The sequence below is a fragment of the Mycobacterium sp. genome (assembly GCF_025965855.1).
In the GTDB taxonomy this organism is placed as follows: Bacteria; Actinomycetota; Actinomycetes; order Mycobacteriales; family Mycobacteriaceae; genus Mycobacterium.
Genome location: NZ_JAOPWB010000011.1, coordinates 1 through 20454 on the forward strand (window position 1 = coordinate 1; position 20454 = coordinate 20454).

A 20454-nucleotide genomic window follows, 5' to 3' on the forward strand; every position below is an offset into this window, starting at 1 on the left:
CCGCTACATAAACGACCGGTTCCTGCCGGACAAGGCGATCGACCTGATCGACGAGGCGGGCGCGCGGATGCGGATCCGCCGGATGACCGCGCCGCCAGACCTGCGCGAGTTCGACGAGAAGATCGCCGATGCCCGCCGCGAGAAGGAATCGGCGATCGACGCCCAGGACTTCGAGAAGGCGGCCAGCCTGCGCGATCGGGAGAAGCAGCTGGTGGCCCAGCGCGCCGAGCGCGAAAAGCAGTGGCGTTCAGGCGATCTCGACGTGGTCGCCGAGGTGGACGACAACGAGATCGCCGAGGTGCTGGGTAACTGGACCGGTATCCCGGTGTTCAAGCTCACCGAGGCCGAGACCACCCGGCTGCTGCGGATGGAAGACGAACTGCATAAGCGGATCATCGGGCAACAGGATGCCGTGCGCGCCGTTTCCAAGGCCATCCGCCGCACCCGCGCCGGGCTGAAGGACCCCAAGCGCCCGTCGGGCTCGTTCATCTTCGCCGGCCCGTCCGGTGTCGGTAAGACCGAGCTGTCCAAGGCGCTGGCCAACTTCCTGTTCGGCGACGACGACGCGCTCATCCAGATCGACATGGGCGAGTTCCACGACCGGTTCACCGCGTCGCGGCTGTTCGGCGCCCCGCCGGGATACGTCGGCTACGAGGAGGGCGGCCAGCTCACCGAGAAGGTGCGGCGCAAGCCGTTCTCGGTGGTGCTGTTCGACGAGATCGAGAAGGCGCACCAGGAGATCTACAACAGCCTGTTGCAGGTCCTCGAGGACGGCCGGCTCACCGACGGCCAGGGCCGCACGGTGGACTTCAAGAACACCGTGCTGATCTTCACCTCCAACCTCGGCACGTCCGACATCTCCAAGCCGGTCGGCCTGGGCTTCACGCAGGGTGGCGGTGAGAACGACTACGAGCGGATGAAGCAGAAGGTCAACGACGAGCTCAAGAAGCACTTCCGGCCGGAGTTCCTCAACCGCATCGACGAAGTCATCGTCTTCCACCAGCTGACCCGCGACGAGATCATCCGGATGGTCGACCTGATGATCGAGCGCGTCGGCAAGCAGCTCAAGACCAAGGACATGGCGATGGAGCTGACCGACAAGGCCAAGTCCCTGCTGGCCAAGCGGGGCTTCGACCCGGTGCTGGGTGCTCGCCCGCTGCGGCGCACCATCCAGCGCGAGATCGAGGACCAGCTCTCCGAGAAGATCCTCTTCGAGGAGGTCGGACCCGGACAGGTCGTCACCGTCGACGTGGACAACTGGGACGGGGAAGGCGCCGGCGAGGACGCGGCGTTCACGTTCACCGGGACCCGCAAGCCGCCGCCCGAGCCGGATCTGGCCAAAGCCGGAGCCCACAGCGCACCCGAGACGCAGTAGCGGTCAGCGGAAACGGGCGGTTAGTCTCTCACGGGGCTGCCGCCCGTTTTTGCTGCGCTCTAGAAGAAGGGCCCGCCTGTGCTGATCGTGACCACCAATGACCTCCCGGGCTGGGAGATCCAGCGCGTGTGCGGCGAAGTGTTCGGGCTGACCGTTCGCTCCCGAAATGCGTTCTCCCAGATGGGCGCGGGCTTCAAGGCCATGTTCGGCGGCGAGCTGCAAGGGATGACAAAGAATCTCGCCGACAGCCGCAACGAGGCGATGGGACGGCTGATCGCCGAGGCGCGCAACCGCGGCGGCAACGCGATCGTTGCGATGCGTTTCGACACCACCGAAATCGGCGACGTGTGGACGGAGATCTGTGCTTACGGCACGGCGGTCCAGGCGGTCCCGGTCACCGATGGCGCCAAGTACACGGCGAGCCAGCTGGGCTACGGCGCCACGCCGCCCCAGCATTGACGCGCGGTCTACACTAACAGCTGTTCCTGACGGGACACGGAATCTGGTGAGAGTCCAGAACGGTCGCGCCACTGTCGAAAGTCAGACCCGTAGCCCGTCATCCGCAGCGGGGACGCGTTATCCCCGGAAGGAGTCCGATGTTGTCCAAGGTGTCCAATCCCCAGCTACCCAGCACCCGTACCCGATCGGTTGATCTATCGGCGGCAAGTGCCGCGCTCTGGTTGGCGGCGACCGCATTCCTGGCGCTGTTGGCGCTGTACTTCGTCGGGGTCGATCAGGGCGCGGTGTCGGTGTTCGGCAGCGACTCCCACGTGCACGAGTTCGTACACGACGCGCGCCATCTGCTCGGCTTCCCCTGCCATTAAACCGGGAAAGACCCGGCAGCGTGGAGAAGCGTCTGATCGCACGCGGTCTCCTGGCGGGGGCCGTCGGCGCGGTGCTGGCGTTCCTGTTCGCCCGCCTGTGCGCCGAGCCGGTCATCGGCCGCGCGATCGCTTTTGAGGAGGGGCGAAGCGACGTCCTGGACGCGCATGGCGTGCACGAGCACGGCGCCGAGTTGTTCACCCGCGGCGTGCAGGCCAACGCCGGACTGGGTTTCGGCGTGCTGAACTTCGGCATCGCGATGGGAGCGCTGTTTTCCGTATCGTTCTGTGTGGTCTCCGCTCGCGCGAGACGCATTGGGCCGCGGTCACTTTCGGCGCTCCTGGCGGCGGGCGCGTTCGCTGCGGTGTACCTGGTGCCGTTCGTGAAATACCCGCCGAATCCGCCGGCGGTGGGCCAGGCGGACACGATCGGGGCCCGCACCGGCTGGTACCTGGTGATGGTGCTGGCCTCGGTGGCGCTGGCGATCGCCGCCGTGTGGCTGGCCCGACGGCTTGCCGCCCGGCTCGGCGCGTGGAACGGGGGGCTGCTCGCGGCGGCGGCCTACGTGGTAGCGATCGCCGCGGTGGCGGTGCCGCTACCTTCCATCGACGAGACGCCGTTACCGTTGCGCGACGCCTCGGGCGCGATCATCTATCCCGGCTTTCCCGCCGATGTCCTTTACGAATTCAGGGTGCTTTCGCTGGGTGCGCAGTTGGTGCTGTGGGCGGCCATCGGCGTGGTCTTCGCGACGCTTGCCGGCCGGCTGCTGGGGGAGCGGGCCGGCAGCGGACGGGAACCGAGCCTGTCGACGTGACCGACGTGATCCGCCTGACCCTGGTGTCGCACGCGATGACCGACGCCATGGCGGGTGGGCGCTTTCCCGCCGACGAGCCCCTCAACGGCATCGGACTTCGGCAGGCGAAGAAGGCTGGCCGCCTTGATATCAACGGCGGCACGCGTCAACTCGCGGGACCCGAGCGACGCGCCCGCCAAACCGCGCAACTGCTGGGCCTGCGCGCCACAACCGAGCCGCGGCTTGCCGACCTCGATTGCGGACGGTGGTGCGGGCAGACGCTGCGGGCCGTCGGCCCCGCGGACCTCCAGACCTGGCTGACCGCTCCGGCGCGGGCGCCGCACGGCGGTGAGTCGATCGTCGACCTGATGGGGCGGGTGGCTGGCTGGCTCGAGTCCCTGACCGGCGAAACCTCGCCCACGGTGGCGGTGACGCATCCGGCGGTGATCCGGGCCGCCATCCTGCGCAGCCTCGGCTCACCCCCGGAATCGTTCTGGCGCTTAGACATTGCGCCGGTGAGCCGCACCGTACTGCATTTCCGCAGCGGCCGCTGGACGCTGCGCTTGTGAGTTTCTGGTGGCGGCGGGCGCGGGCCTGAGCTCCACGCTGGGCGGTTCGCGCAGCCAGGCCGTAGACACCGCGGACCAGGCCGCGACGCTCGCATAGGGTCCTGCTTGGCTGTGTGCGGATCCGGATCCATCGTTGGAGCTGAACCGGGTGGTCGAGATCGTGGGATGGGCCAGCAGCAATCCGGCGGGCGACACGTGTACCGCATCCCAGGACTCCGCGATCGCCGGCCAGTCCGGGTACTTGGGGTCGCTCCCCGTGGCGGTGTTCGAGTCGATCAAGTCGGTCCAATCGCGGGCCGAATCGATCCGCGCGACGCGAACACGGGTGACGTCGAAATGCACTTCCCAGCGGGGCCTTTCGCGCCTCAGGTTCTCGCCGCTCACGGTCCACGAGTCCTCGTCCTCGGTGATCGGAGTGGATGTCCAGAATGCGCCATCGGGCAACGCGCTCAACGGCTCCCGATTGCTGATGTGTGGCGCGCGCAACTCGCCGATCGTTCCCTGATGGATCTGCGGCGAGTCAAACGTAGGTAGCGCCGTCAAGGCCGCGAGCCCCACCGCGGCGGACTCGCGTAGCTGCGGTTCGTTCACATCGAAATGCGTCACCCCGAGCCAACCATCGGAGTAGAGATAGCGGCTGATGGCCCACGACGCGGCCCCGATCAGGCTCTCGGGCATACCCCAGCCCTGGACGGACAGCATGTGCTTGATGAACAGGCGTCCCGGAAAGGTGTCCAGAAGCGATTCGCGGGCGCTCACACCGCTATCGGGGCCCGATCAGCGCGAAGGCCTGCTTGGCGACCTGCAGCATCCAGCCCGTCACCGTGGGACCGTGATCGCGGGGCCAGTTCAGTTGAAAGCTCACCACCCAAGGCTGCTGATTTTTGTCCACGGCATACCAGCTGAACGTCAGATCGCCGGGCAGGCCACCGGCTTTCGCGCCGATATACGGCCAGACGTTGCGGTCCAGCTGGATGCCGGCCACCGCGGAAAGGATCTGCCTGGCCGGTGCGGCCGGGCCGACCGCGTCGGCTTGCAGCGCCGCGTGGACTCGGCAGATGTCCTCGGCGCTGCCGTACCATTCCGCGCTGTAGGCCGAGGCCGGGGTGTGGGCACGGGTCGGGTCGGGTTGGTAGGAATTGGAATCCGCCTGCTCCAGCAGCTGGGCGCGGACTTGCTTGGACCCTTGCTTCCACTGGTCACGCAGATCCGGTTTGCCCCAGCCGACGGAGAACAGCTCATACATCGTGGGGAACGGTGTCATGCTGGCCGGATCGTGATGGCCGGCCGTGGCGAGCGCCTCCTCGATCGCGTGCGTTCCCATCCTTCCGATCAGCAGGTCCGTGGCCATGTTGTCGCTGGTGGCGATCATTTTCTCGGCGGCCGTGCGAACCGAAACATGGGCTCCCACAGGCAGTTCCAGGCCCGACGAGCCGACCGCCTTGCCCTTGTCGGTGACGGTGAGCTGATCGTCCCAGGACACCGTTCCGTTTCTGACGGCGCCGGTCAGCGCGTGCAGCACGTACAACTTGAAAATCGATGCCAGCGGCAGTGATTCGCCGGTGTTGGTGCCCGCCACCGCGTCGCAGTGACCGTTGTCGACCTTGGCGGCCTGGTAGGAATAGCGGGCGCCGGTCTTGCTCAGCACGGCGTCGACGTCGCGCCAGGAGTTGATCTTCGGCGCCTGGGTGTCGACGTCGAACCGGTCGACCCGGCCGTCGTCGTCGGTGTGGATCCGGATGTCTTGCCGCGCGCCATAAGACGAGACCAGGTGCAGTGTGGCGACGCTGGCGCCGATGTCGACGCCGTCGAGGGTGAAGGGGCGATCCCACCAGAGTCCCTCCATGGTGGTTTCGACCGACTCGACCTTCTCGGGCGCGGCGAGGGTGCCGACCCCGACCGGGCCGATCGGCCAGTCCGAGTTCAGCATGTCCAAGGTCTGCTGCGCCCGGACACCGGGAGGCGTTCGGGTGTCGATCTGCCGGCCCGGGTTCGAGGCGTTCGCGTGCGGGGCAGGGGAGGGCGCGCAACCCGGCGCCAGGGTCACCACTAGTGCGGCGGCGGCGCCCAGCGCCGCCACGCGGCGCCGAGCCGAGCGGTCGCTAACTACCCTGCTTGCTGCCGGCAACGTCCATCACGACCTCGAATTCCAGCAGCGATGCCCCGGTCGCTACCGGGTTGGCCCGCTCGCCTGCATGGGCTTCGATCGCGGGCCCCTTCGCCCACGCCTGGAATGCATCTTCGGACTCCCACTGCGTCACGACGAAATAGCGGTTTTCACCCTTGATCGGGCGCAGCAGCTGGAAGCCAAGGAAACCGGGTTGGTTATCCACGGCGTGCGCGCGGTGGGCGAACCGCTTCTCCAGTTCGGGGCCGGCGTCTGCGGGGACCTCGATTGCATTGATCTTCACCACTTGCGGCATTCCGCTAGGCTACCGTGCCCGTCCCCTCGTCCGACTCCCGGGCGGGCCACGCAAGATGGTGATATGCCCAGCGATCTGTTGACCTGCCTGGGGGGGCAGGGCGAGCCATTGGTGCTGGTGCACGGCCTGATGGGCCGCGGCACCACCTGGTCGCGCCAGCTGCCGTGGCTGGCCCGGTTGGGCACCGTCTACACCTACGACGCCCCGTGGCACCGGGGGCGTGACGTCGAGGATCCACACCCGATCAGCACCGAACGCTTCGTCGCCGATTTGGTCGACGCGGTCGCCGCCCTGGGGGCGCCGGCCAGGCTGGTCGGGCATTCGATGGGGGCCCTGCACTCGTGGTGCCTCGCCGCGGAGCGTCGGGATCTGGTGTCGGCGCTGGTGCTCGAGGACATGGCGCCGGACTTCCGTGGCCGCACCACCGGGCCGTGGGAGCCCTGGCTGCATGCCCTTCCGGTCGAATTCGACTCTGCCGAGCAAGTATTCGACGAGTTCGGACCCGTCGCCGGGCGGTATTTCCTGGACGCCTTCGACCGCACCGAACGCGGGTGGCGGCTGCACGGGGATGCCTCACGATGGATCGAGATCGCCGCCGAATGGGGTACCCGGGACTACTGGGCGCAGTGGAGGGCCGTGCGGGCGCCGGCGCTGCTCATCGAAGCCGGCAACTCCGTAACCCCGCCGGGCCAGATGCACGCGATGACCAAAACCTCTTCTCCGACAACGTATTTGCACGTCCAACAGGCCGGTCACCTGATCCACGACGAAGCGCCGCGGCAATACCGCGAAGCCGTGGAGTCCTTCCTGGCGGTCACCGCCGGCCGGTGAGCCCGCGCGCGGTGCGCAGCGCCACCGCCATGAGCGTGTTGGTCGGATTCTGGCAGCCCGACGTGACGAACACGCTGCCGTCGGCGACGAAGACGTTGTCCATCTGATGCATTCGCCCGTTCGGATCGAGAACGCTCGTCGCCGGGGACATGCCCATCTGCATCCCGCCCATGACGTGCTTGGTGTTCGGCGGAGTGCCGCCCCCCAGCTTCCTCTCCAGACCGTCCGGGACGGCGGCGAACAGCGTCGCACCGGCCGCCGCCATCATCGCTGTGATGGGCACCAGGAAAAACGCTTGCGCGACCGCCTCGTGCCTGCCCGGCGCCCAGGTCAGGCGGGCCACCGGCTGGCCGTTGAGGTCGGTGACCGTCGGGTCGAGGGTCACGTTGTTGGCGAAATAGGGCAGGTCGGTGCCGATGAAATTCACGCCGGCGAGCCGGTCGCGCAGCAGCGAGGCGCGCATCAGGTCCCAGCCGTTTTCGGCGAGCTCCATTGCCACCGTCGACCCGCCGGCGCCGGAGCCAACGATGACCGCCTTAGCCGGCACTCACGCCGCCCCTTCCGCCCAATTTGGAGATGACCTGCTCCCAGCCCCCGCGGCGCAGGCGATTGATGATGTCGCTGACGACGACCAAATCCCATTGGGCCGCTTCCACCTCGGCGGCCGTGTATCCCCGCGGCTGGGTGTCCCCGGGGCGCCTGACGTCGAAGACCGACAGCATCCGGTCCAGGTAGTTGACCACGTTCGCCTCGTGCGCCCCGGGACCGAGCTCGACCGGGCAGTCTTGCGGCCCCGGGATCGGGCGGCGGGTGGCGGCGTCGAGCACCGCGGCCTGGTGCGGCGTCAGGAATCGGTAGCCCGTGTCGGCCGAAGCGGCGGGCAGCGTGCCCCGCATGGCGGCGGCCAGCGGCAGCAGGCTCAGCCCGCCGAGCACCGCGCGCCGGGACACCGGCGACGAGCGGGATCCCGGTGCGGCCTCCTCGCTGGGCACATCGGCAGGGTATGACGCGGATTAGAGTCTCACGTGGAATGTCCGCCTGGCGGCGTGTTGGGTTGCGCAGGAACGGCGTTCGCGGTAACGGTCGCGACGAAGAGCCGTTATTGCGGCGCTGGGCCGACCGTGCTCGCCGCGGCGCTCTCGCTATTGCTCGCCGGCCAGCGCGAACCGGCCGTCGACGGTCCGGGTCACCAGGCCGTCGGCAAGCAGCGAATCCAGTGCGCGGTCACGCTGCTGGGTGTCGGTCAGCCACGCCACGTCCAGCTCTGCCCGGGTTACCGGACAATCACTGGCGCGCAACACATCCAGTAGCCGACCCCGGACCTGGCGGTCGGTTCCGGCGTAGGTCTGCACCCGGCGGGCCGGCCCTTGCGCCGGCGGATAACCGGCACGCCGCCAAGCGCACTCGCGAAGCGGACACAACCCGCATCGCGGCGCTCGCGCGCTGCACACGATCGCGCCCAACTCCATCAGTGCCACCGAAAACGTCGGCGCCCGTTCGTCATCCGGCAGCAATGCCGAGACATCGGCGTGGTCGCGCGCCGCGGACGGCGCCCCCGCGTCGGCCAGCCCGTGCACCACGCGGGCCACCACCCGGCGCACGTTGGTGTCCACCACCGGCACCGGCCGGCGGTAGGCGAAGCACGCGATCGCCCGCGCGGTGTAGCTACCGACGCCGGGCAGGGTGACCAGGACCTCGATGTCATCGGGGACCACGTCGTCGTGGTCGCGCGCGATGACGGTGGCGCATTCGTGCAAGCGTTTGGCCCGCCTGGGGTAGCCCAGCTTGCCCCAGGCCCGCAGCACATCGCCGGCGCTGGCGGCTGCGGTCGCCGACGGGGTCGGCCACCGTCGCACCCAATCCGGCCAGATCGACAGCACCCGCGCCACCGGCGTCTGCTGCAGCATGAACTCGCTGACCAGGATCTGCCACGAGGTGACACCCGTTTCTCGCCAGGGCAACTCGCGCCGCGACCGCTCGTACCAGTCGATGAGCTCGTTTGGGGGGACCATCATGAGCGGGTCCGGCATGATGTGCACCATGCCAAACACGACCCCGGTAACCGCGTGGAAAGCACTCAAAGAGGGTAACGAGCGATTCGTCGCCGGCAGGCCCGAGCATCCCAGCCAGAGCGTCGACCATCGGGCCAGCCTGGCCGCCGGTCAGAAGCCGCACGCGATCGTCTTCGGTTGCGCGGACAGTCGCGTGGCCGCGGAGCTGATCTTCGATCAGGGCCTCGGCGACGTGTTCGTGGTTCGCACCGCCGGTCAGGCCATCGACTCGGCGGTGCTGGGCTCCATCGAGTACGCGGTGACGGTGCTCAACGCGCCGCTCATCGTTGTCCTGGGCCACGACAGCTGCGGCGCGGTCAAGGCCGCGATAGGGGCGATCGACGACGGCGCCATTCCGGCGGGGTTCGTGCGGGACGTGGTGGAGAGGGTCGCGCCGTCGATCCTGATGGGCCGCCGCGACGGCCTGACCCGCGTAGACGAGTTCGAGGAACGACATGTGCGCGAAACCGTGGCCCAGCTCATGGCGCGTTCCTCGGCGATCGCCGAGCGGGTGTCCGCGGGCACGCTGGCCCTCGCGGGCGTCACCTATCACCTCGCCGATGGGCGGGCGGCATTGGTCGACCACGTCGGCGACATAGGCGAATAGCGGCTTATAGCGGCGAATAGCCGCCGACTCCCCGGCGGTCGCTTACACGGCGGCCGGCCAGCAAACAGGGCGACACGCCGAGGCGGATCGAACAAATCCGTGTGACCTGGACCTACGGTGTGATCGTGCTAGATGTGGAACCGCGTGGCCCGCTACCTACCGAGATCTATTGGCGGCGCAGGGGCCTGGCCCTGGGCATCGCGGTCGTCGTGATCGGGGTCGTGGCCGCCACGATCATCGCCTTCATGAGCCACAGCGCCGGCGCCAAACCCGCCACCGCGGGCAAGCCCAACTCCGCTGAAAGCAAGCCGGCCGCGCCCGCGACTCAGGCGCCTCCCCCGGCGGGGCAGGAGGGCGTCACTCCGGTGGCGCCGCAGGGGCAGAACCCGGAGTCGCCGACACCCACCGCCGCGGTGCAGCCGCCGCCGGTGCTGAAGGAGGGCGACGACTGCCCCGATTCGACGCTGGCCGTAAAGGGTCTGACCAACGCGCCCCAGTACTTCATCGGCGACCAGCCGAAGTTCACCATGGTCGTCACCAACATCGGCCTGGTGTCCTGCAAGCGCGACGTCGGGGCCGCGGTGCTCGCCGCCTACGTCTACTCGCTGGACAACAAGCGGCTGTGGTCAAACCTCGACTGCGCGCCATCCAACGAGACCCTGGTCAAGACCTTCACGCCGGGCGAGCAGGTGACGACGGCGGTCACTTGGACGGGGATGGGGTCGGCGCCGCACTGCCCGCTGCCGCGGCCGGCGATCGGGCCCGGCACCTACAACCTCGTCGTGCAGCTGGGCAACCTGCGCTCCATGCCGGTCCCGTTCATCCTGAATCAGCCGCCACCGGCGCCGGGACCGGTGCCGGGTCAGCCGGGTCAGCCGGCTCTCGCGCCGCCGCCGGAGGGACCGCCGGGGTTCGCCCCGGGTCCCTCTCCCGCGGGCTGAGCGAGCTCAGCTGAGCGGGTCGGCGATCGTCGATTCCGCCAGCTGCGACAACCCCTCCCGCACATGGCGGGCCCACATCGTGCCGATGCCGTCCACCGATTGCAGGTCGTTGGCGCTGGCCGCCAGCAGGTCCTGCAGGGTTCCGAACGTCCGGACCAGCAGATCCGCGTGGGCGAACTGCAGCCGGGGGATGCCGGCCATCGCGCGGTATCCGCGCGGGCTCAGCGCCGAATCCTGCGCCTCGGTTGTCGTCGGGTATCCGAAAACCTTTGCCAGCGAGGTGAAATCGAGCAGTTCGGTATCTGACAGGGCGTCCAGTTCGTCCAGGGTCGCGGTCATTTGCGCCTCGGACAGCGGGTCGGGGCTGGCGTGGTAGTCGCGCACGATCAGTTCGCGGGCGATGTCGTTGCCGCCCAACAGCTCCTCGAGCTGCAGCCGCAACTGGCGCCCGTCGGTGCCGAGCTCGACGCAGTCGTAGTCGATCACCAGGCCGATGCGCCGGACCAATTCGAGCCGCTGCACCACCGTCATCACGTCGCGCAGGATGACGAAGTCCTCGATCTCGGCTCGGGACAGCTGCCTGCTGACCTCGTCGAGCCTGGTCTTGTACCGTTCCAGCGTCGCGATGGCCTGGTTGGCCCGCGACAGGATGGTCGCGGAATCGGCCACCACGTGGCGCTCGCCGGCGACGTAGACGGTGACGATGTTCATCGAGTGGCTGACCGAGATCACCGGGCAGCCGGTCTGGATCGCGGCCCGCTCGGCCGAGCGGTGGCGGGTTCCCGATTCGTCGGTGGGTATCGACGGATCCGGAACGAGCTGCACATTGGCGCGGACGATGCGGCTGCCGTCGGTGGACAGCACGACGGCGCCGTCCATCTTGGCCAGCTCGCGCAGCCGTGTCGGCGCGTACCGGACGTCGAGAGCGAAGCCGCCGTCGCAGATGGCCTCGACGTTCTCGTCGTTGCCGAGCACGATCAGCGCCCCGGTACGGCCGCGCAGGATGCGCTCCAGGCCATCCCGCAGCCCGGTGCCCGGCGCCAGGCGGGCGACGGTCTCACGCAGTGTCGGACGGGTCACAGCGTGTCATTCTGCGGCCACGTCGTGCTACACGTCCAGCCGTTGCGGCCCGGGGGGCGCGCCGGAGCGGTGGTCGGCGATGTCGATCATGTGCTCCAGCGCGGCGACGATGGTGGGTGCGCTCAGCGCGCGCATGCCCGCCGGTAGCTCCTCGCAGCCCGGCGGGATGAGCGCGATGTTGAAGCCCTGCCGCGCGGCTTCGGCCAGCCGCCGTTCCATGCCGGCGACCCGTCGCAGGTCACCGGCGAGCCCCACTTCGCCGATCATCACCGCCGTGGTGGGCAGCGGCAGGTTCGCGTACGCCGAGGCGAGCGCCGTCGCGACGGCGAGATCCGAGGACGGATCGGTCAGCCGCATGCCGCCGACGGTCGACAGGTAGATGTCGTTGGCGGCGATGTTCAGCTTGGCGTGCTTTTCCAGGACGGCGGTGATCATCGCGGCCCGGGCGTGGTCGATGCCGCTCACGGCGCGGCGCGGCGAGCCGCCCGACGGGGTCGCCAGCAGCGCCTGGACCTCGCCGATCAGCGGTCGCTTGCCGTCCAGCGTCACCGTGATCGCGGTGCCGGCGACCGGCGCCGGCCGCTGATCCAGGAACAGGTGTGACGGGTCGGCGACACACTCAATTCCGTTGTCATGCAGCATGAAACAGCCGACCTCGTCGGCGGCGCCGAACCGGTTCTTGATCCCGCGGACCATCCGCAGCGTGCCGTTGCGGTCGCCCTCGAAGTGCAGCACCACGTCGACGAGATGTTCCAGGGAGCGCGGTCCGGCGATGGCCCCGTCCTTCGTGACGTGGCCGACGAGGATCAGGGCGACGCCGTTGGCCTTCGCGGCGGCGGTCAGCGCAGCGGTGACCGCGCGCACCTGCGTGACGCCACCGGCGACGCCGTCGGCCTCGGTGGTGGACATGGTCTGCACCGAGTCCACGATGACCAGCGCGGGCCGGACCGTCGCGATGTGTTGGAGCACCGTGTGCAGGTCCGACTCCGCGGCCAGGTACACCTCGTCCCCGCCACAGCCGATCCGGTCGGCGCGCAGCCGGATCTGGCCGGCGGACTCCTCACCGGAGATGTACAGCGCCCGCCGGCCCGACAGGGCCCAGCGATGCGCGAGCTTGAGCAACAACGTCGACTTCCCCACGCCGGGATCGCCGGCCAGCAGCGTGACCGAGCCGGGCACCACGCCGCCGCCGAGCACCCGGTCGAGTTCGCCTATGCCCGTCGAGCGGTGATGGCTGACGTTCGGCTCGATGGAACTGATCGGAACGGCCGGCGAAGCCGACGCCGAAGCCAGGGCGGCGCGACGGCCGGCGCCACCGACCGCGGCGAGCACCGGCGCCTCGTCGACGGTGCCCCAGGTGCCGCACTCCAGGCAGCGTCCCACCCATTTGGCGGTGACATGTTGGCATTCCGAGCAGCGGTATTGGGAGCGCGCATGTGCCACGTCATGACGGTATCGGCCCGGTGCGACAAGCCGGGTGTGACAGGCCGGTGAGACCGGCTCAGACCGGTTGCGGCCCTAATGGGGCCGAAATCGGGACCAGCACGTCGGCCTGCCCGGCCTTCTCGAAATTGAAGGTGAATTTGTAGGTCAGGCCGTTGCTGATGGGCTTGGCCAGGGCGACGGTCGCCTTGACCGCGTTGTTGGGCTCGAGCGGCCCCGGCGCCACGCTCTGGCCGTCGGGCACGCCGATGAACAGCTTGCCGCCGGGGGGCAGCCGGCCGTCGCCGTCGATCGTCACCGCACCGACCTCACTGGTGATGCTGATCAGCCGGTCCGCGACGTCCGGCGACTGGTTGACGGCGACCGCCACCAGGTTCACCGTCCGCCCCGGCTCCAGAAAGGCGCCGGTCTGGACGGCCTGCATGCGGACGTCGCGCAGCGCCACGTTGTTGATCGTGACCTTATTGCCGTTGACGGCGGGCTCCTGGGTGGACATCTGGGAAATCTGACCGGCCCCGCAACCGCTGAGCAAGGCAGCGACCAGAGCGACCAGACCGACGACGGCGAAGCGGTTCACTCAATGCCTCCTGCTCGGCTCGCGCCCCCACGACCACCAATGTCAGTGGTTCGACCATGCAACTATGCACAGTAGTAGGAACGTCTCCGGAGCGGTAGCGCAGGGCGCCAGACCAGCACGGCAGGGCCCGGGAGGGTGCTTGCTGGTGTCGAATAGGGACGGGCGTATTGTGTCCCCTGCACGTCTTGCTCCGCCTGTCAACCCCTAATCTGCGCGTGTTGTGCCCCTGACCTGCACCGTTGTTCCGCAAGGCTTGGGCCGCCGTGTTAGGATGAAGTAACGAAAGGGGCTCGTATCTGATGATCTTCAAGGTCGGCGACACCGTTGTCTATCCACACCACGGTGCTGCGTTAGTCGAGGCGATCGAAACCCGCACCATCAAAGGGGAACCAAAAGAGTATCTCGTCTTGAAAGTGGCGCAGGGAGATCTGACCGTTCGAGTGCCCGCCGACAATGCCGAGTACGTGGGCGTCCGCGACGTCGTTGGCCAGGAAGGCCTGGACAAGGTTTTCCAGGTGTTGCGCGCTCCTCACACGGAAGAGCCCACCAACTGGTCCCGCCGCTACAAGGCCAATCTCGAAAAACTCGCCTCCGGTGACGTCAACAAGGTGGCAGAGGTAGTGCGCGATCTGTGGCGGCGCGACCAGGAACGCGGCCTGTCCGCGGGCGAGAAGCGCATGCTGGCCAAGGCCCGCCAGATTCTGGTCGGTGAGTTGGCGCTGGCCGAGAGCACCGACGACGCCAAGGCGGAGACAATCCTCGACGAGGTTCTGGCCGCCGCTTCCTGAAGGCCCTGAGGCTCTTGTGGTCGGGGGTTATTCCGAAGATTCCGGCACCCCGGGCAAAGTAGTTGCGGTTGTCCCGGCCGCCGGGTCGGGAGCGCGGCTGGCCGCCGGCATCCCCAAAGCGTTCTGCGAGATCGACGGGCGCACGCTGCTCGAATGCGCCGTCGCCGGCCTGCTCGAGTCCGGGGTTGTCGACCATGTCGTGGTGGCTGTCCCATCCGACCGCATCGAGCATGCCGGGCAGCTCCTGGGTGACCGAGCCACCGTCGTCGCCGGCGGGGCCGACCGCACCGAATCGGTGCGCCTGGCGCTATCGGCCGTGCCCTCGGCGGTCGAGTTCGTGCTCGTCCACGATGCCGCCCGGGCGCTGACGCCGCCCGGGCTGATCGTGCGGGTGGTTCAGGCGTTGCGGTGCGGCCACGTGGCCGTCGTGCCCGCGCTGCCGCTGTCTGACACCATCAAAGCCGTGAATGCCGACGGGGTGGTCCTGGGGACGCCTGAGCGGGCCGGCCTGCGTGCCGTGCAAACGCCGCAGGGCTTCGCCACCGATCTGCTGCTGCGCGCCTACGAGCAGGCGGATGCCGCCGATTTCACCGATGACGCGTCGCTCGTCGAGCACCTCGGCGGCCAGGTGCAGGTGATCGGCGGCGACCCGCTGGCATTCAAGATCACCACCCGGCTGGATCTGTTGCTGGCCGAAGCGGTCGTGCGGCGGTGACCGAGCTGCTTCCCCTTCCAAGGGTTGGCGTGGGCACCGACGTGCACCCGATCGAACCCGGACGGCCGTGCTGGCTGGTGGGGCTGCTGTTCCCCGGCGAAGACGGCTGCGCCGGCCACTCCGAGGGCGACGTGGGCGCGCACGCGCTTTGCGACGCGCTGTTGTCAGCCGCCGGGTTGGGCGACGTCGGCGCGGTGTTCGGGGTCGACGATCCGCGCTGGGAAGGCGCCAGCGGCGCCAACATGCTGCGGCACGTCGTCGACCTGATATCGCGGCAGGGTTATCGGGTCGGCAACGCCGCCGTGCAGGTGATCGGCAACCGGCCGAAGGTCGGTCCGCGGCGCGCCGAGGCGCAGGAGGTGCTGTCCGGCTTGCTGGGCGCGCCGGTCTCGGTGTCGGCGACGACGACCGACGGGCTGGGCCTCACCGGGCGGGGCGAGGGATTGGCCGCCATCGCCACCGCGCTGGTATTCCCGACCGGCTAAGCCGCGCGTGGCCGGGCGCATCGGAAGTACCCGGTAAGCTGGCACGTCGTGACCGATCGCGCCCGCCTGCGGCTACACGACACGGCAGCCGGTGCCGTGCGTGATTTCGTTCCGCTGCGCGACGGGCACGTCTCCATCTACCTCTGCGGTGCCACGGTTCAGGGCCAGCCCCACATCGGGCACGTCCGCAGCGGGGTGGCCTTCGACATCCTGCGGCGCTGGCTGATCGCGCGCGGCTACGACGTCGCGTTCATCCGCAACGTCACCGATATCGACGACAAGATCCTGAACAAGGCCGCCGCCGCTGGGCGGCCGTGGTGGGAGTGGGCGGCCACCTACGAGCGCGCCTTCAGCGCCGCCTACGACGCCCTGGACGTCATGCCACCGTCGGCGGAGCCGCGCGCCACCGGCCACATCACCCAGATGGTCGAATTGATGGAACGCCTGGTCGAAACCGGCCACGCGTACGCGTCGGGCGGTGATGTCTACTTCGACGTGCTCAGCTACCCGGAGTACGGCCAGTTGTCCGGGCACAGGATCGACGACGTCCATCAGGGCGAGGGCGTGGCCACCTGCAAGCGCGACCAGCGCGACTTCACCCTGTGGAAGGCCGCCAAGCCGGGCGAGCCGTCGTGGCCCACTCCGTGGGGCCGCGGACGCCCCGGCTGGCACCTGGAATGCTCGGCGATGGCCCGCACCTACCTCGGACCGGAATTCGACATCCACTGCGGTGGGATGGACTTGGTCTTCCCGCACCACGAGAACGAGATCGCGCAGAGCCGTGCCGCCGGGGACCGCTTCGCCCGCTACTGGCTGCACAACGGCTGGGTGACCATGGGCGGCGAGAAGATGAGCAAATCGCTGGGCAACGTGCTGGCCATACCGGCGATGTTGCAGCGCGTGCGCCCGGCCGAACTGCGCTACTACCTGGGCAGCGCCCACTACCGGTCGATGCTGGAGTTCTCTGAAACCGCCCTTCAGGACGCGGTGAAAGCCTATGTGGGGGTGGAGGAGTTCCTGCATCGCGTCCGCAGCCGGGTCGGTGCCGTCGAGCCGGGCGAATGGACCCCGAAGTTCGCCGAGGCGCTCGACGACGACCTGGCGGTCCCGATCGCGCTGGCCGAGGTGCACCACGCCCGCGCCGAGGGGAACCGGGCACTCGACGCCGGCGACCACGAGGGCGCACTGAAGCACGCCGGCGCGATCCGCGCGATGCTGGGCATCCTGGGCTGCGACCCGCTCGACGAGCGCTGGGAATGCCGCGACGAGACGTCGGCCGCCGTGTCCGCGGTCGACGTGCTGGTGCAGGCCGAGCTGGAAAACCGGGAAAAGGCGCGCCAGCAACGCAACTGGGCGCTCGCCGACGAGATCCGCGACCGGCTCAAGAACGCCGGCATCGAGGTCACCGACACCGCCGACGGCCCGCAGTGGACATTGGGCGGTGACGGCAAGTAGATGGCCGGTAACTCGCGGCGCCGGGGGGCGGTACGCAAATCCGGCACCAAGAAGGGCCCCACCGTCGGCTCGGGCGGCCAGCGCCGCCGTGGGCTGGAGGGGCGGGGCCCCACCCCGCCCGCGCACCTGCGCCCCAACCACCCCGCCGCGAGGCGCGCCGTCGCGCAGCCCCGCCGCCCGGCCAAGCGCACCGACGAGACCGAAACGGTGCTGGGCCGCAACCCGGTGCTAGAGTGCCTGCGCGCCGGTGTCCCGGCGACGGCGCTCTTCGTCGCCCTCGGCACCGAGGCCGACGAGCGGCTCACCGAATCCGTTACCCGCGCCGCGGATCTGGGCATCGCGATCCTCGAGGTGCCGCGCACCGACCTGGACCGGATGACCGCCAACCACCTGCACCAGGGCATCGCGCTGCAGGTGCCGCCCTACAACTACGCGCACCCCGACGACCTGCTCGCGGCCGCGGCCGACTCGCCGCCCGCGCTGCTGGTCGCCTTGGACAACATCTCCGATCCCCGCAACCTCGGCGCCATCGTTCGTTCGGTCGCCGCGTTCGGCGGCCACGGCGTGCTGATCCCGCAGCGGCGATCGGCCTCGGTGACGGCGGTGGCCTGGCGCACCAGCGCCGGGGCCGCGGCCCGTGTGCCGGTGGCGCGCGCCACCAATCTCACTCGGGCGCTGAAGAATTGGGCCGACGGCGGGTTGCGCGTCATCGGACTGGACGCCGACGGCGACACCGCGCTCGACGAGCTGGACGGCACCGACCCGCTGGTGGTGGTCGTCGGCTCGGAGGGCAAGGGCCTGTCGCGGCTGGTGCGGCAGACTTGCGACGAGGTGGTCTCGATCCCGATGGCGGGCCAGACTGAATCGCTGAACGCCTCGGTGGCCGCCGGGGTGGTGCTCGCCGAAATCGCCCGCCAGCGCAGGGGTTGAGTTCTCTGGCCGAACAGACGCAAAAGTCCCCGACACGCCGAGGATTTGGGAGGTTTTGCGTCTGCTCGCGGATCTTGGCCGTGGCGCTGGCGCTGGCAGTGCTGCTTGCATCGCCGGCTGCTGCGCAAGCCTCCGGGTTCGATCTGCAGGCCCACCGCGGCGGGCGCGGCGAGACGACCGAGGAATCGCTGCGGGCGTTCGCCAAATCGCTCGAACTGGGCGTCAGCACACTCGAACTCGACATCGGCATCACCAAGGATGGCCAGCCGCTGGTGTGGCACGACCCGACGATCGATGCGGACAAGTGCGCCGACACCGGGCCGGCGTTCGCCGGCGACCTCGCATATCCCTACGTCGGAAAGCTGGTCCACGAGCTCACCCTGGTCCAGATCCGCACGCTCGACTGTGGCAAGCGGCTCGCCGAGTTTCCCAACGCTGAAGTGGTCCGGGGCAACAAGATAGCGACACTGCCGGAGGTCTTCGCGCTCGCCGACTCGTATCGGGCCGGCGTGCGCTACAACGTCGAAACCAAGGTGGAGGCCGACAATCCGGGCGCGTCGGCGGAACCGCAGGAATTCGTCGACGTGATACTGACCGCGGTCAGGGCGGGCGGCAAGCTCGATCGCGTGGAGATCGAGAGCTTCGACTGGCGCACCCTGCCCGTGGTGCACCGGGCTGAGCCGTCAATTCCGTTGGTGGCCTTGTACGACGAGGAGACGTGGGCGGCGGATTCACCGTGGCTGAACGGAATCGACGCCGCCGTCGTCGGCGACCCGATGATCGGGGCGCTGATGGTGGGCGCCAACATCGTCTCGCCCAGGTACGCGCTGGTCACCGGCAAACCCTATGTCGACCACGCGCATTCGTTGGGCCTCCAGGTCATTCCCTGGACGGTCAACGACGCCGACGCCATGCGCGAGCAGATCGGATACGGCGTCGACGGCATCATCACCGACTTCCCTACGCTGGCGCGCGGCGTTATGGCAGGCCTCGGCATGCCGCTGCCTCCTGTGTTCCGCCGGGTCTAGCGCGGCAGGCTGTCGGCTAGCACCCCGTCAGCCGCGCCAAGGTGTTCGATGCCTTGACGGCGTCTGCGGTGGTTCGCGCGAAGGACCCGCCAGATCACCTGCGGACGCAGCAGCCGGGTCGCGGGGTCCAACAGCGAGGTCACTCTGACGAACTGATCGACGATCACGGTGTCGGATTCGGCTGCGGCGAGTACGCGATCGAGATATCCGTTGAGCAACCGCGCGACCAGCGGTGGCGTGCCGTCGATTTCGGGCAGGGCGAGGTCGGGGTTCGCCGATAGTTGCCAGGCCTGGTGGATCGGCGCCGCTGCGGCGCGGAAGAAGCGCGGTGCCAAATCCCCAGTGCCGCGCGACAAGCAGTCGCGCAATGCCAACGCCTCGAGCGCGGCCACCGTCATGCCCTGGCCGTAGATCGGGTTGAAGCTGCAGATCGCGTCGCCGGTGACCAGCAGGCCCTCGGGAAAACACCGCATCTTGTCGTAGCGGCGCCATCGACTACACGGCATCTTGTGGCGCACCGGCTCGCCGACGGGTTCGGCGTCTCTCACCGCGGCGAGCAGCTGGGCCGGTGCGCAGTCCTCGACGAAGTCGCACATTGCCCCAAGGTCGGAGGCCGCTTCGCTACCGGCGATGCCCATGACGGTCAACAGCCACAGGTCGTTCTCGCAGTGGAGCAGGCCGACCCCTCTCGGTCTGCCCGGCGCGATCCCGACGAGGAAACCGAGTTCGTGCGGCGCATCGGTTGCCATGCGCAGCAGCTGGCTCGCATAGGCCAGGTGCACCACCACACGATCCTCGGGCGGACGGTCGTAGCCCAGGCTGTCCAGCCAGGCCGGGGTGTGGGCGGCGCGCCCCGTGGCGTCGACGACCAGGTCGGCGCCCAGCGCGGTGCATTCGCCGGTGCGGCGGCTCAGTACCCGCGCGCCCGTCACGCGCTGGTGGTCGGACGTCGAGGTCAGCGCGACGATGGTGTGCTCGTCGAGCAGCGTGACGTTGGCGATGCCGCGCAGTCGCCTGCGGACGTGACCCTCCAGGAAGGGCCGGGTTGCGCAGTACGCGGCAAACGCCGGGGCGCTGCCGCGGCGCACCAACAGGTGCCCGCCGACGCAGTAGTGCAGCCGCGACAGGTCCCCGCCGTCGAAGTGCTGCGCACCGTCGAGGACCAGCTCGTCGAGGATTCCGGGGAACAGCTCCTCGATCACCTGCGCGCCGCGGGCCAATAGCGCGTGCAGGTGCCGGCCCTGCGGCACACCTTGGCGAGCGGCGTCGGCGTCGGACAGCGGGTCGCGCTCCACCACCGTGACTCTGTCGAAGAAGTCGGCAAGCGCCCGCGCGGCCAGCAGACCGGCCATGCTGGCTCCCAGCACCACCGCGTGGCTGCCGATTTTGTCCTTGGTGTTGTCCATGCCCACCGCCTCCGCCGAGCCACTAGCTGACAAAAGCCATGTTCACGGGCCACCACGGTGCGCCGATAGCGTAGTCGGCTACTCAACTTGTACCGGTGGTCTATGCACCGGCTCACCGAAACGTCGACAAATGGG

24 protein-coding genes are annotated in these 20454 nt (G+C 68.9%); 14 read left to right on the plus strand and 10 right to left on the minus strand.

Going from position 1 to position 20454, the window contains the following annotated elements; all coding sequences use genetic code 11:
• From JWP83_RS00805 to JWP83_RS00825, 5 genes are all read left to right on the plus strand, one after another.
• On the plus strand, window positions 1-1375 hold a 1375-nt coding region (locus tag JWP83_RS00805; protein WP_297724703.1), incomplete at its 5' end, for an AAA family ATPase.
• 78 nt (window positions 1376-1453) lie between these two features.
• On the plus strand, window positions 1454-1834 hold the full coding sequence (locus tag JWP83_RS00810) for a YbjQ family protein (RefSeq protein WP_297724706.1): 381 nt from the start codon (window positions 1454-1456) through the stop codon (window positions 1832-1834).
• Between the two features lie 149 nt (window positions 1835-1983).
• On the plus strand, window positions 1984-2199 hold the full coding sequence (locus JWP83_RS00815; protein WP_297724799.1) for a CbtB-domain containing protein: 216 nt from the start codon (window positions 1984-1986) through the stop codon (window positions 2197-2199).
• Between the two features lie 20 nt (window positions 2200-2219).
• Window positions 2220-3011 (plus strand): CbtA family protein, encoded by a 792-nt coding sequence (locus JWP83_RS00820; protein ID WP_297724709.1) that lies wholly within the window; start codon window positions 2220-2222, stop codon window positions 3009-3011.
• Window positions 3008-3559: a histidine phosphatase family protein gene (locus JWP83_RS00825; protein WP_297724712.1), complete on the plus strand. Its 552-nt coding sequence runs from the start codon at window positions 3008-3010 to the stop codon at window positions 3557-3559. The genes JWP83_RS00820 and JWP83_RS00825 overlap by 4 nt, the downstream gene beginning before the upstream one ends.
• Here JWP83_RS00825 and JWP83_RS00830 read toward each other — a convergent pair.
• Genes JWP83_RS00830 through mhuD form a run of 3 tightly spaced genes read right to left on the minus strand, consistent with a single transcriptional unit; the run spans window position 3491 to window position 5982 of the window.
• Entirely contained in the window at window positions 3491-4318 is an 828-nt protein-coding gene (locus JWP83_RS00830) for a hypothetical protein (protein ID WP_297724715.1), read from the minus strand. The two genes, JWP83_RS00825 and JWP83_RS00830, sit on opposite strands and share 69 nt — an antisense overlap.
• Window positions 4319-4322: 4 nt before the next feature.
• Window positions 4323-5687, minus strand: coding sequence for a serine hydrolase (locus JWP83_RS00835; protein ID WP_297724718.1), 1365 nt, complete (start codon window positions 5685-5687; stop codon window positions 4323-4325).
• Window positions 5662-5982, minus strand: a complete 321-nt coding sequence (gene mhuD / locus JWP83_RS00840) for a mycobilin-forming heme oxygenase MhuD (protein WP_297724721.1) — start codon at window positions 5980-5982, stop codon at window positions 5662-5664. The genes JWP83_RS00835 and mhuD overlap by 26 nt, the downstream gene beginning before the upstream one ends.
• Before the next feature lie 63 nt (window positions 5983-6045).
• Here mhuD and JWP83_RS00845 point away from each other — a divergent pair, with 63 nt between their 5' ends.
• Window positions 6046-6813 carry an alpha/beta hydrolase gene (locus JWP83_RS00845; protein WP_297724724.1) on the plus strand — a complete coding sequence of 256 codons (768 nt, stop codon included), beginning with the start codon at window positions 6046-6048 and terminating at the stop codon, window positions 6811-6813.
• Here the strand turns inward: JWP83_RS00845 and JWP83_RS00850 are convergent.
• The 3 genes from JWP83_RS00850 to JWP83_RS00860 all read right to left on the minus strand — a co-directional run bounded on the left by JWP83_RS00850 (window position 6797) and on the right by JWP83_RS00860 (window position 8855).
• Window positions 6797-7306, minus strand: coding sequence for a GMC family oxidoreductase (locus JWP83_RS00850; RefSeq protein ID WP_297724727.1), 510 nt, complete (start codon window positions 7304-7306; stop codon window positions 6797-6799). The two genes, JWP83_RS00845 and JWP83_RS00850, sit on opposite strands and share 17 nt — an antisense overlap.
• Before the next feature lie 43 nt (window positions 7307-7349).
• Window positions 7350-7805, minus strand: coding sequence for a hypothetical protein (locus JWP83_RS00855; protein ID WP_297724730.1), 456 nt, complete (start codon window positions 7803-7805; stop codon window positions 7350-7352).
• A gap of 150 nt (window positions 7806-7955) precedes the next feature.
• Window positions 7956-8855, minus strand: coding sequence for an A/G-specific adenine glycosylase (locus JWP83_RS00860; protein ID WP_297724735.1), 900 nt, complete (start codon window positions 8853-8855; stop codon window positions 7956-7958).
• On the opposite strand from JWP83_RS00860, the gene JWP83_RS00865 reads away from it, so the two are divergent.
• Window positions 8854-9471, plus strand: a complete 618-nt coding sequence (locus tag JWP83_RS00865) for a carbonic anhydrase (protein WP_297724738.1) — start codon at window positions 8854-8856, stop codon at window positions 9469-9471. The genes JWP83_RS00860 and JWP83_RS00865 overlap by 2 nt on opposite strands.
• 125 nt (window positions 9472-9596) lie before the next feature.
• Complete coding sequence (locus JWP83_RS00870; RefSeq protein WP_297724740.1) at window positions 9597-10412, plus strand: hypothetical protein; 816 nt, start codon at window positions 9597-9599, stop codon at window positions 10410-10412.
• A gap of 6 nt (window positions 10413-10418) precedes the next feature.
• Here the strand turns inward: JWP83_RS00870 and disA are convergent, their stop codons facing one another.
• From disA to JWP83_RS00885, 3 genes are read right to left on the minus strand one after another with little or no spacing between them, the layout of a single operon-like run.
• The gene (gene disA / locus JWP83_RS00875) at window positions 10419-11492 is read right to left on the minus strand and encodes a DNA integrity scanning diadenylate cyclase DisA (RefSeq protein WP_297724743.1); all 1074 of its coding nucleotides are present in this window, start codon (window positions 11490-11492) and stop codon (window positions 10419-10421) included.
• A gap of 27 nt (window positions 11493-11519) precedes the next feature.
• A complete protein-coding gene (radA, locus tag JWP83_RS00880; protein WP_297724746.1) occupies window positions 11520-12935 on the minus strand; it encodes a DNA repair protein RadA in 1416 nt (471 codons plus the stop codon).
• Between the two features lie 58 nt (window positions 12936-12993).
• A complete protein-coding gene (locus JWP83_RS00885) occupies window positions 12994-13512 on the minus strand; it encodes a hypothetical protein (protein WP_297724750.1) in 519 nt (172 codons plus the stop codon).
• 299 nt (window positions 13513-13811) lie between these two features.
• Between JWP83_RS00885 and carD the strand changes: the two genes are divergently transcribed.
• From carD to JWP83_RS00915, 6 genes are all read left to right on the plus strand, one after another.
• Window positions 13812-14300 carry an RNA polymerase-binding transcription factor CarD gene (gene carD / locus JWP83_RS00890; RefSeq protein WP_067110494.1) on the plus strand — a complete coding sequence of 163 codons (489 nt, stop codon included), beginning with the start codon at window positions 13812-13814 and terminating at the stop codon, window positions 14298-14300.
• A gap of 16 nt (window positions 14301-14316) precedes the next feature.
• On the plus strand, window positions 14317-15015 hold the full coding sequence (gene ispD, locus JWP83_RS00895; protein ID WP_297724758.1) for a 2-C-methyl-D-erythritol 4-phosphate cytidylyltransferase: 699 nt from the start codon (window positions 14317-14319) through the stop codon (window positions 15013-15015).
• A gap of 5 nt (window positions 15016-15020) precedes the next feature.
• Window positions 15021-15500 (plus strand): 2-C-methyl-D-erythritol 2,4-cyclodiphosphate synthase, encoded by a 480-nt coding sequence (gene ispF / locus JWP83_RS00900; RefSeq protein WP_297724802.1) that lies wholly within the window; start codon window positions 15021-15023, stop codon window positions 15498-15500.
• Between the two features lie 48 nt (window positions 15501-15548).
• Window positions 15549-16955 (plus strand): cysteine--tRNA ligase, encoded by a 1407-nt coding sequence (cysS, locus tag JWP83_RS00905; protein ID WP_297724761.1) that lies wholly within the window; start codon window positions 15549-15551, stop codon window positions 16953-16955.
• Entirely contained in the window at window positions 16956-17885 is a 930-nt protein-coding gene (gene rlmB / locus JWP83_RS00910; RefSeq protein ID WP_297724764.1) for a 23S rRNA (guanosine(2251)-2'-O)-methyltransferase RlmB, read from the plus strand.
• Window positions 17886-17965: 80 nt separating this feature from the next.
• Window positions 17966-18913: a glycerophosphodiester phosphodiesterase gene (locus JWP83_RS00915; protein ID WP_297724768.1), complete on the plus strand. Its 948-nt coding sequence runs from the start codon at window positions 17966-17968 to the stop codon at window positions 18911-18913.
• On the opposite strand, the gene JWP83_RS00920 is transcribed toward JWP83_RS00915, so the two are convergent.
• Window positions 18910-20319 (minus strand): 2-polyprenyl-6-methoxyphenol hydroxylase-like oxidoreductase, encoded by a 1410-nt coding sequence (locus tag JWP83_RS00920; protein ID WP_297724771.1) that lies wholly within the window; start codon window positions 20317-20319, stop codon window positions 18910-18912. The two genes, JWP83_RS00915 and JWP83_RS00920, sit on opposite strands and share 4 nt — an antisense overlap.
• Window positions 20320-20454 lie beyond the last annotated feature (135 nt).

Excerpts from the sequence above, each read along its gene's own strand:
- JWP83_RS00920 (WP_297724771.1), bottom strand. The coding sequence starts at position 20,319 with ATGGACAACACCAAGGACAAAATCGGCAGCCACGCGGTGGTGCTGGGA.
- rlmB (WP_297724764.1), top strand. The coding sequence starts at position 16,956 with ATGGCCGGTAACTCGCGGCGCCGGGGGGCGGTACGCAAATCCGGCACC.
- JWP83_RS00865 (WP_297724738.1), top strand. The coding sequence starts at position 8,854 with ATGCCAAACACGACCCCGGTAACCGCGTGGAAAGCACTCAAAGAGGGT.
- carD (WP_067110494.1), top strand. The coding sequence starts at position 13,812 with ATGATCTTCAAGGTCGGCGACACCGTTGTCTATCCACACCACGGTGCT.
- JWP83_RS00850 (WP_297724727.1), bottom strand. The coding sequence starts at position 7,306 with ATGGAGCTCGCCGAAAACGGCTGGGACCTGATGCGCGCCTCGCTGCTG.
- JWP83_RS00860 (WP_297724735.1), bottom strand. The coding sequence starts at position 8,855 with ATGGTGCACATCATGCCGGACCCGCTCATGATGGTCCCCCCAAACGAG.
- mhuD (WP_297724721.1), bottom strand. The coding sequence starts at position 5,982 with ATGCCGCAAGTGGTGAAGATCAATGCAATCGAGGTCCCCGCAGACGCC.
- JWP83_RS00845 (WP_297724724.1), top strand. The coding sequence starts at position 6,046 with ATGCCCAGCGATCTGTTGACCTGCCTGGGGGGGCAGGGCGAGCCATTG.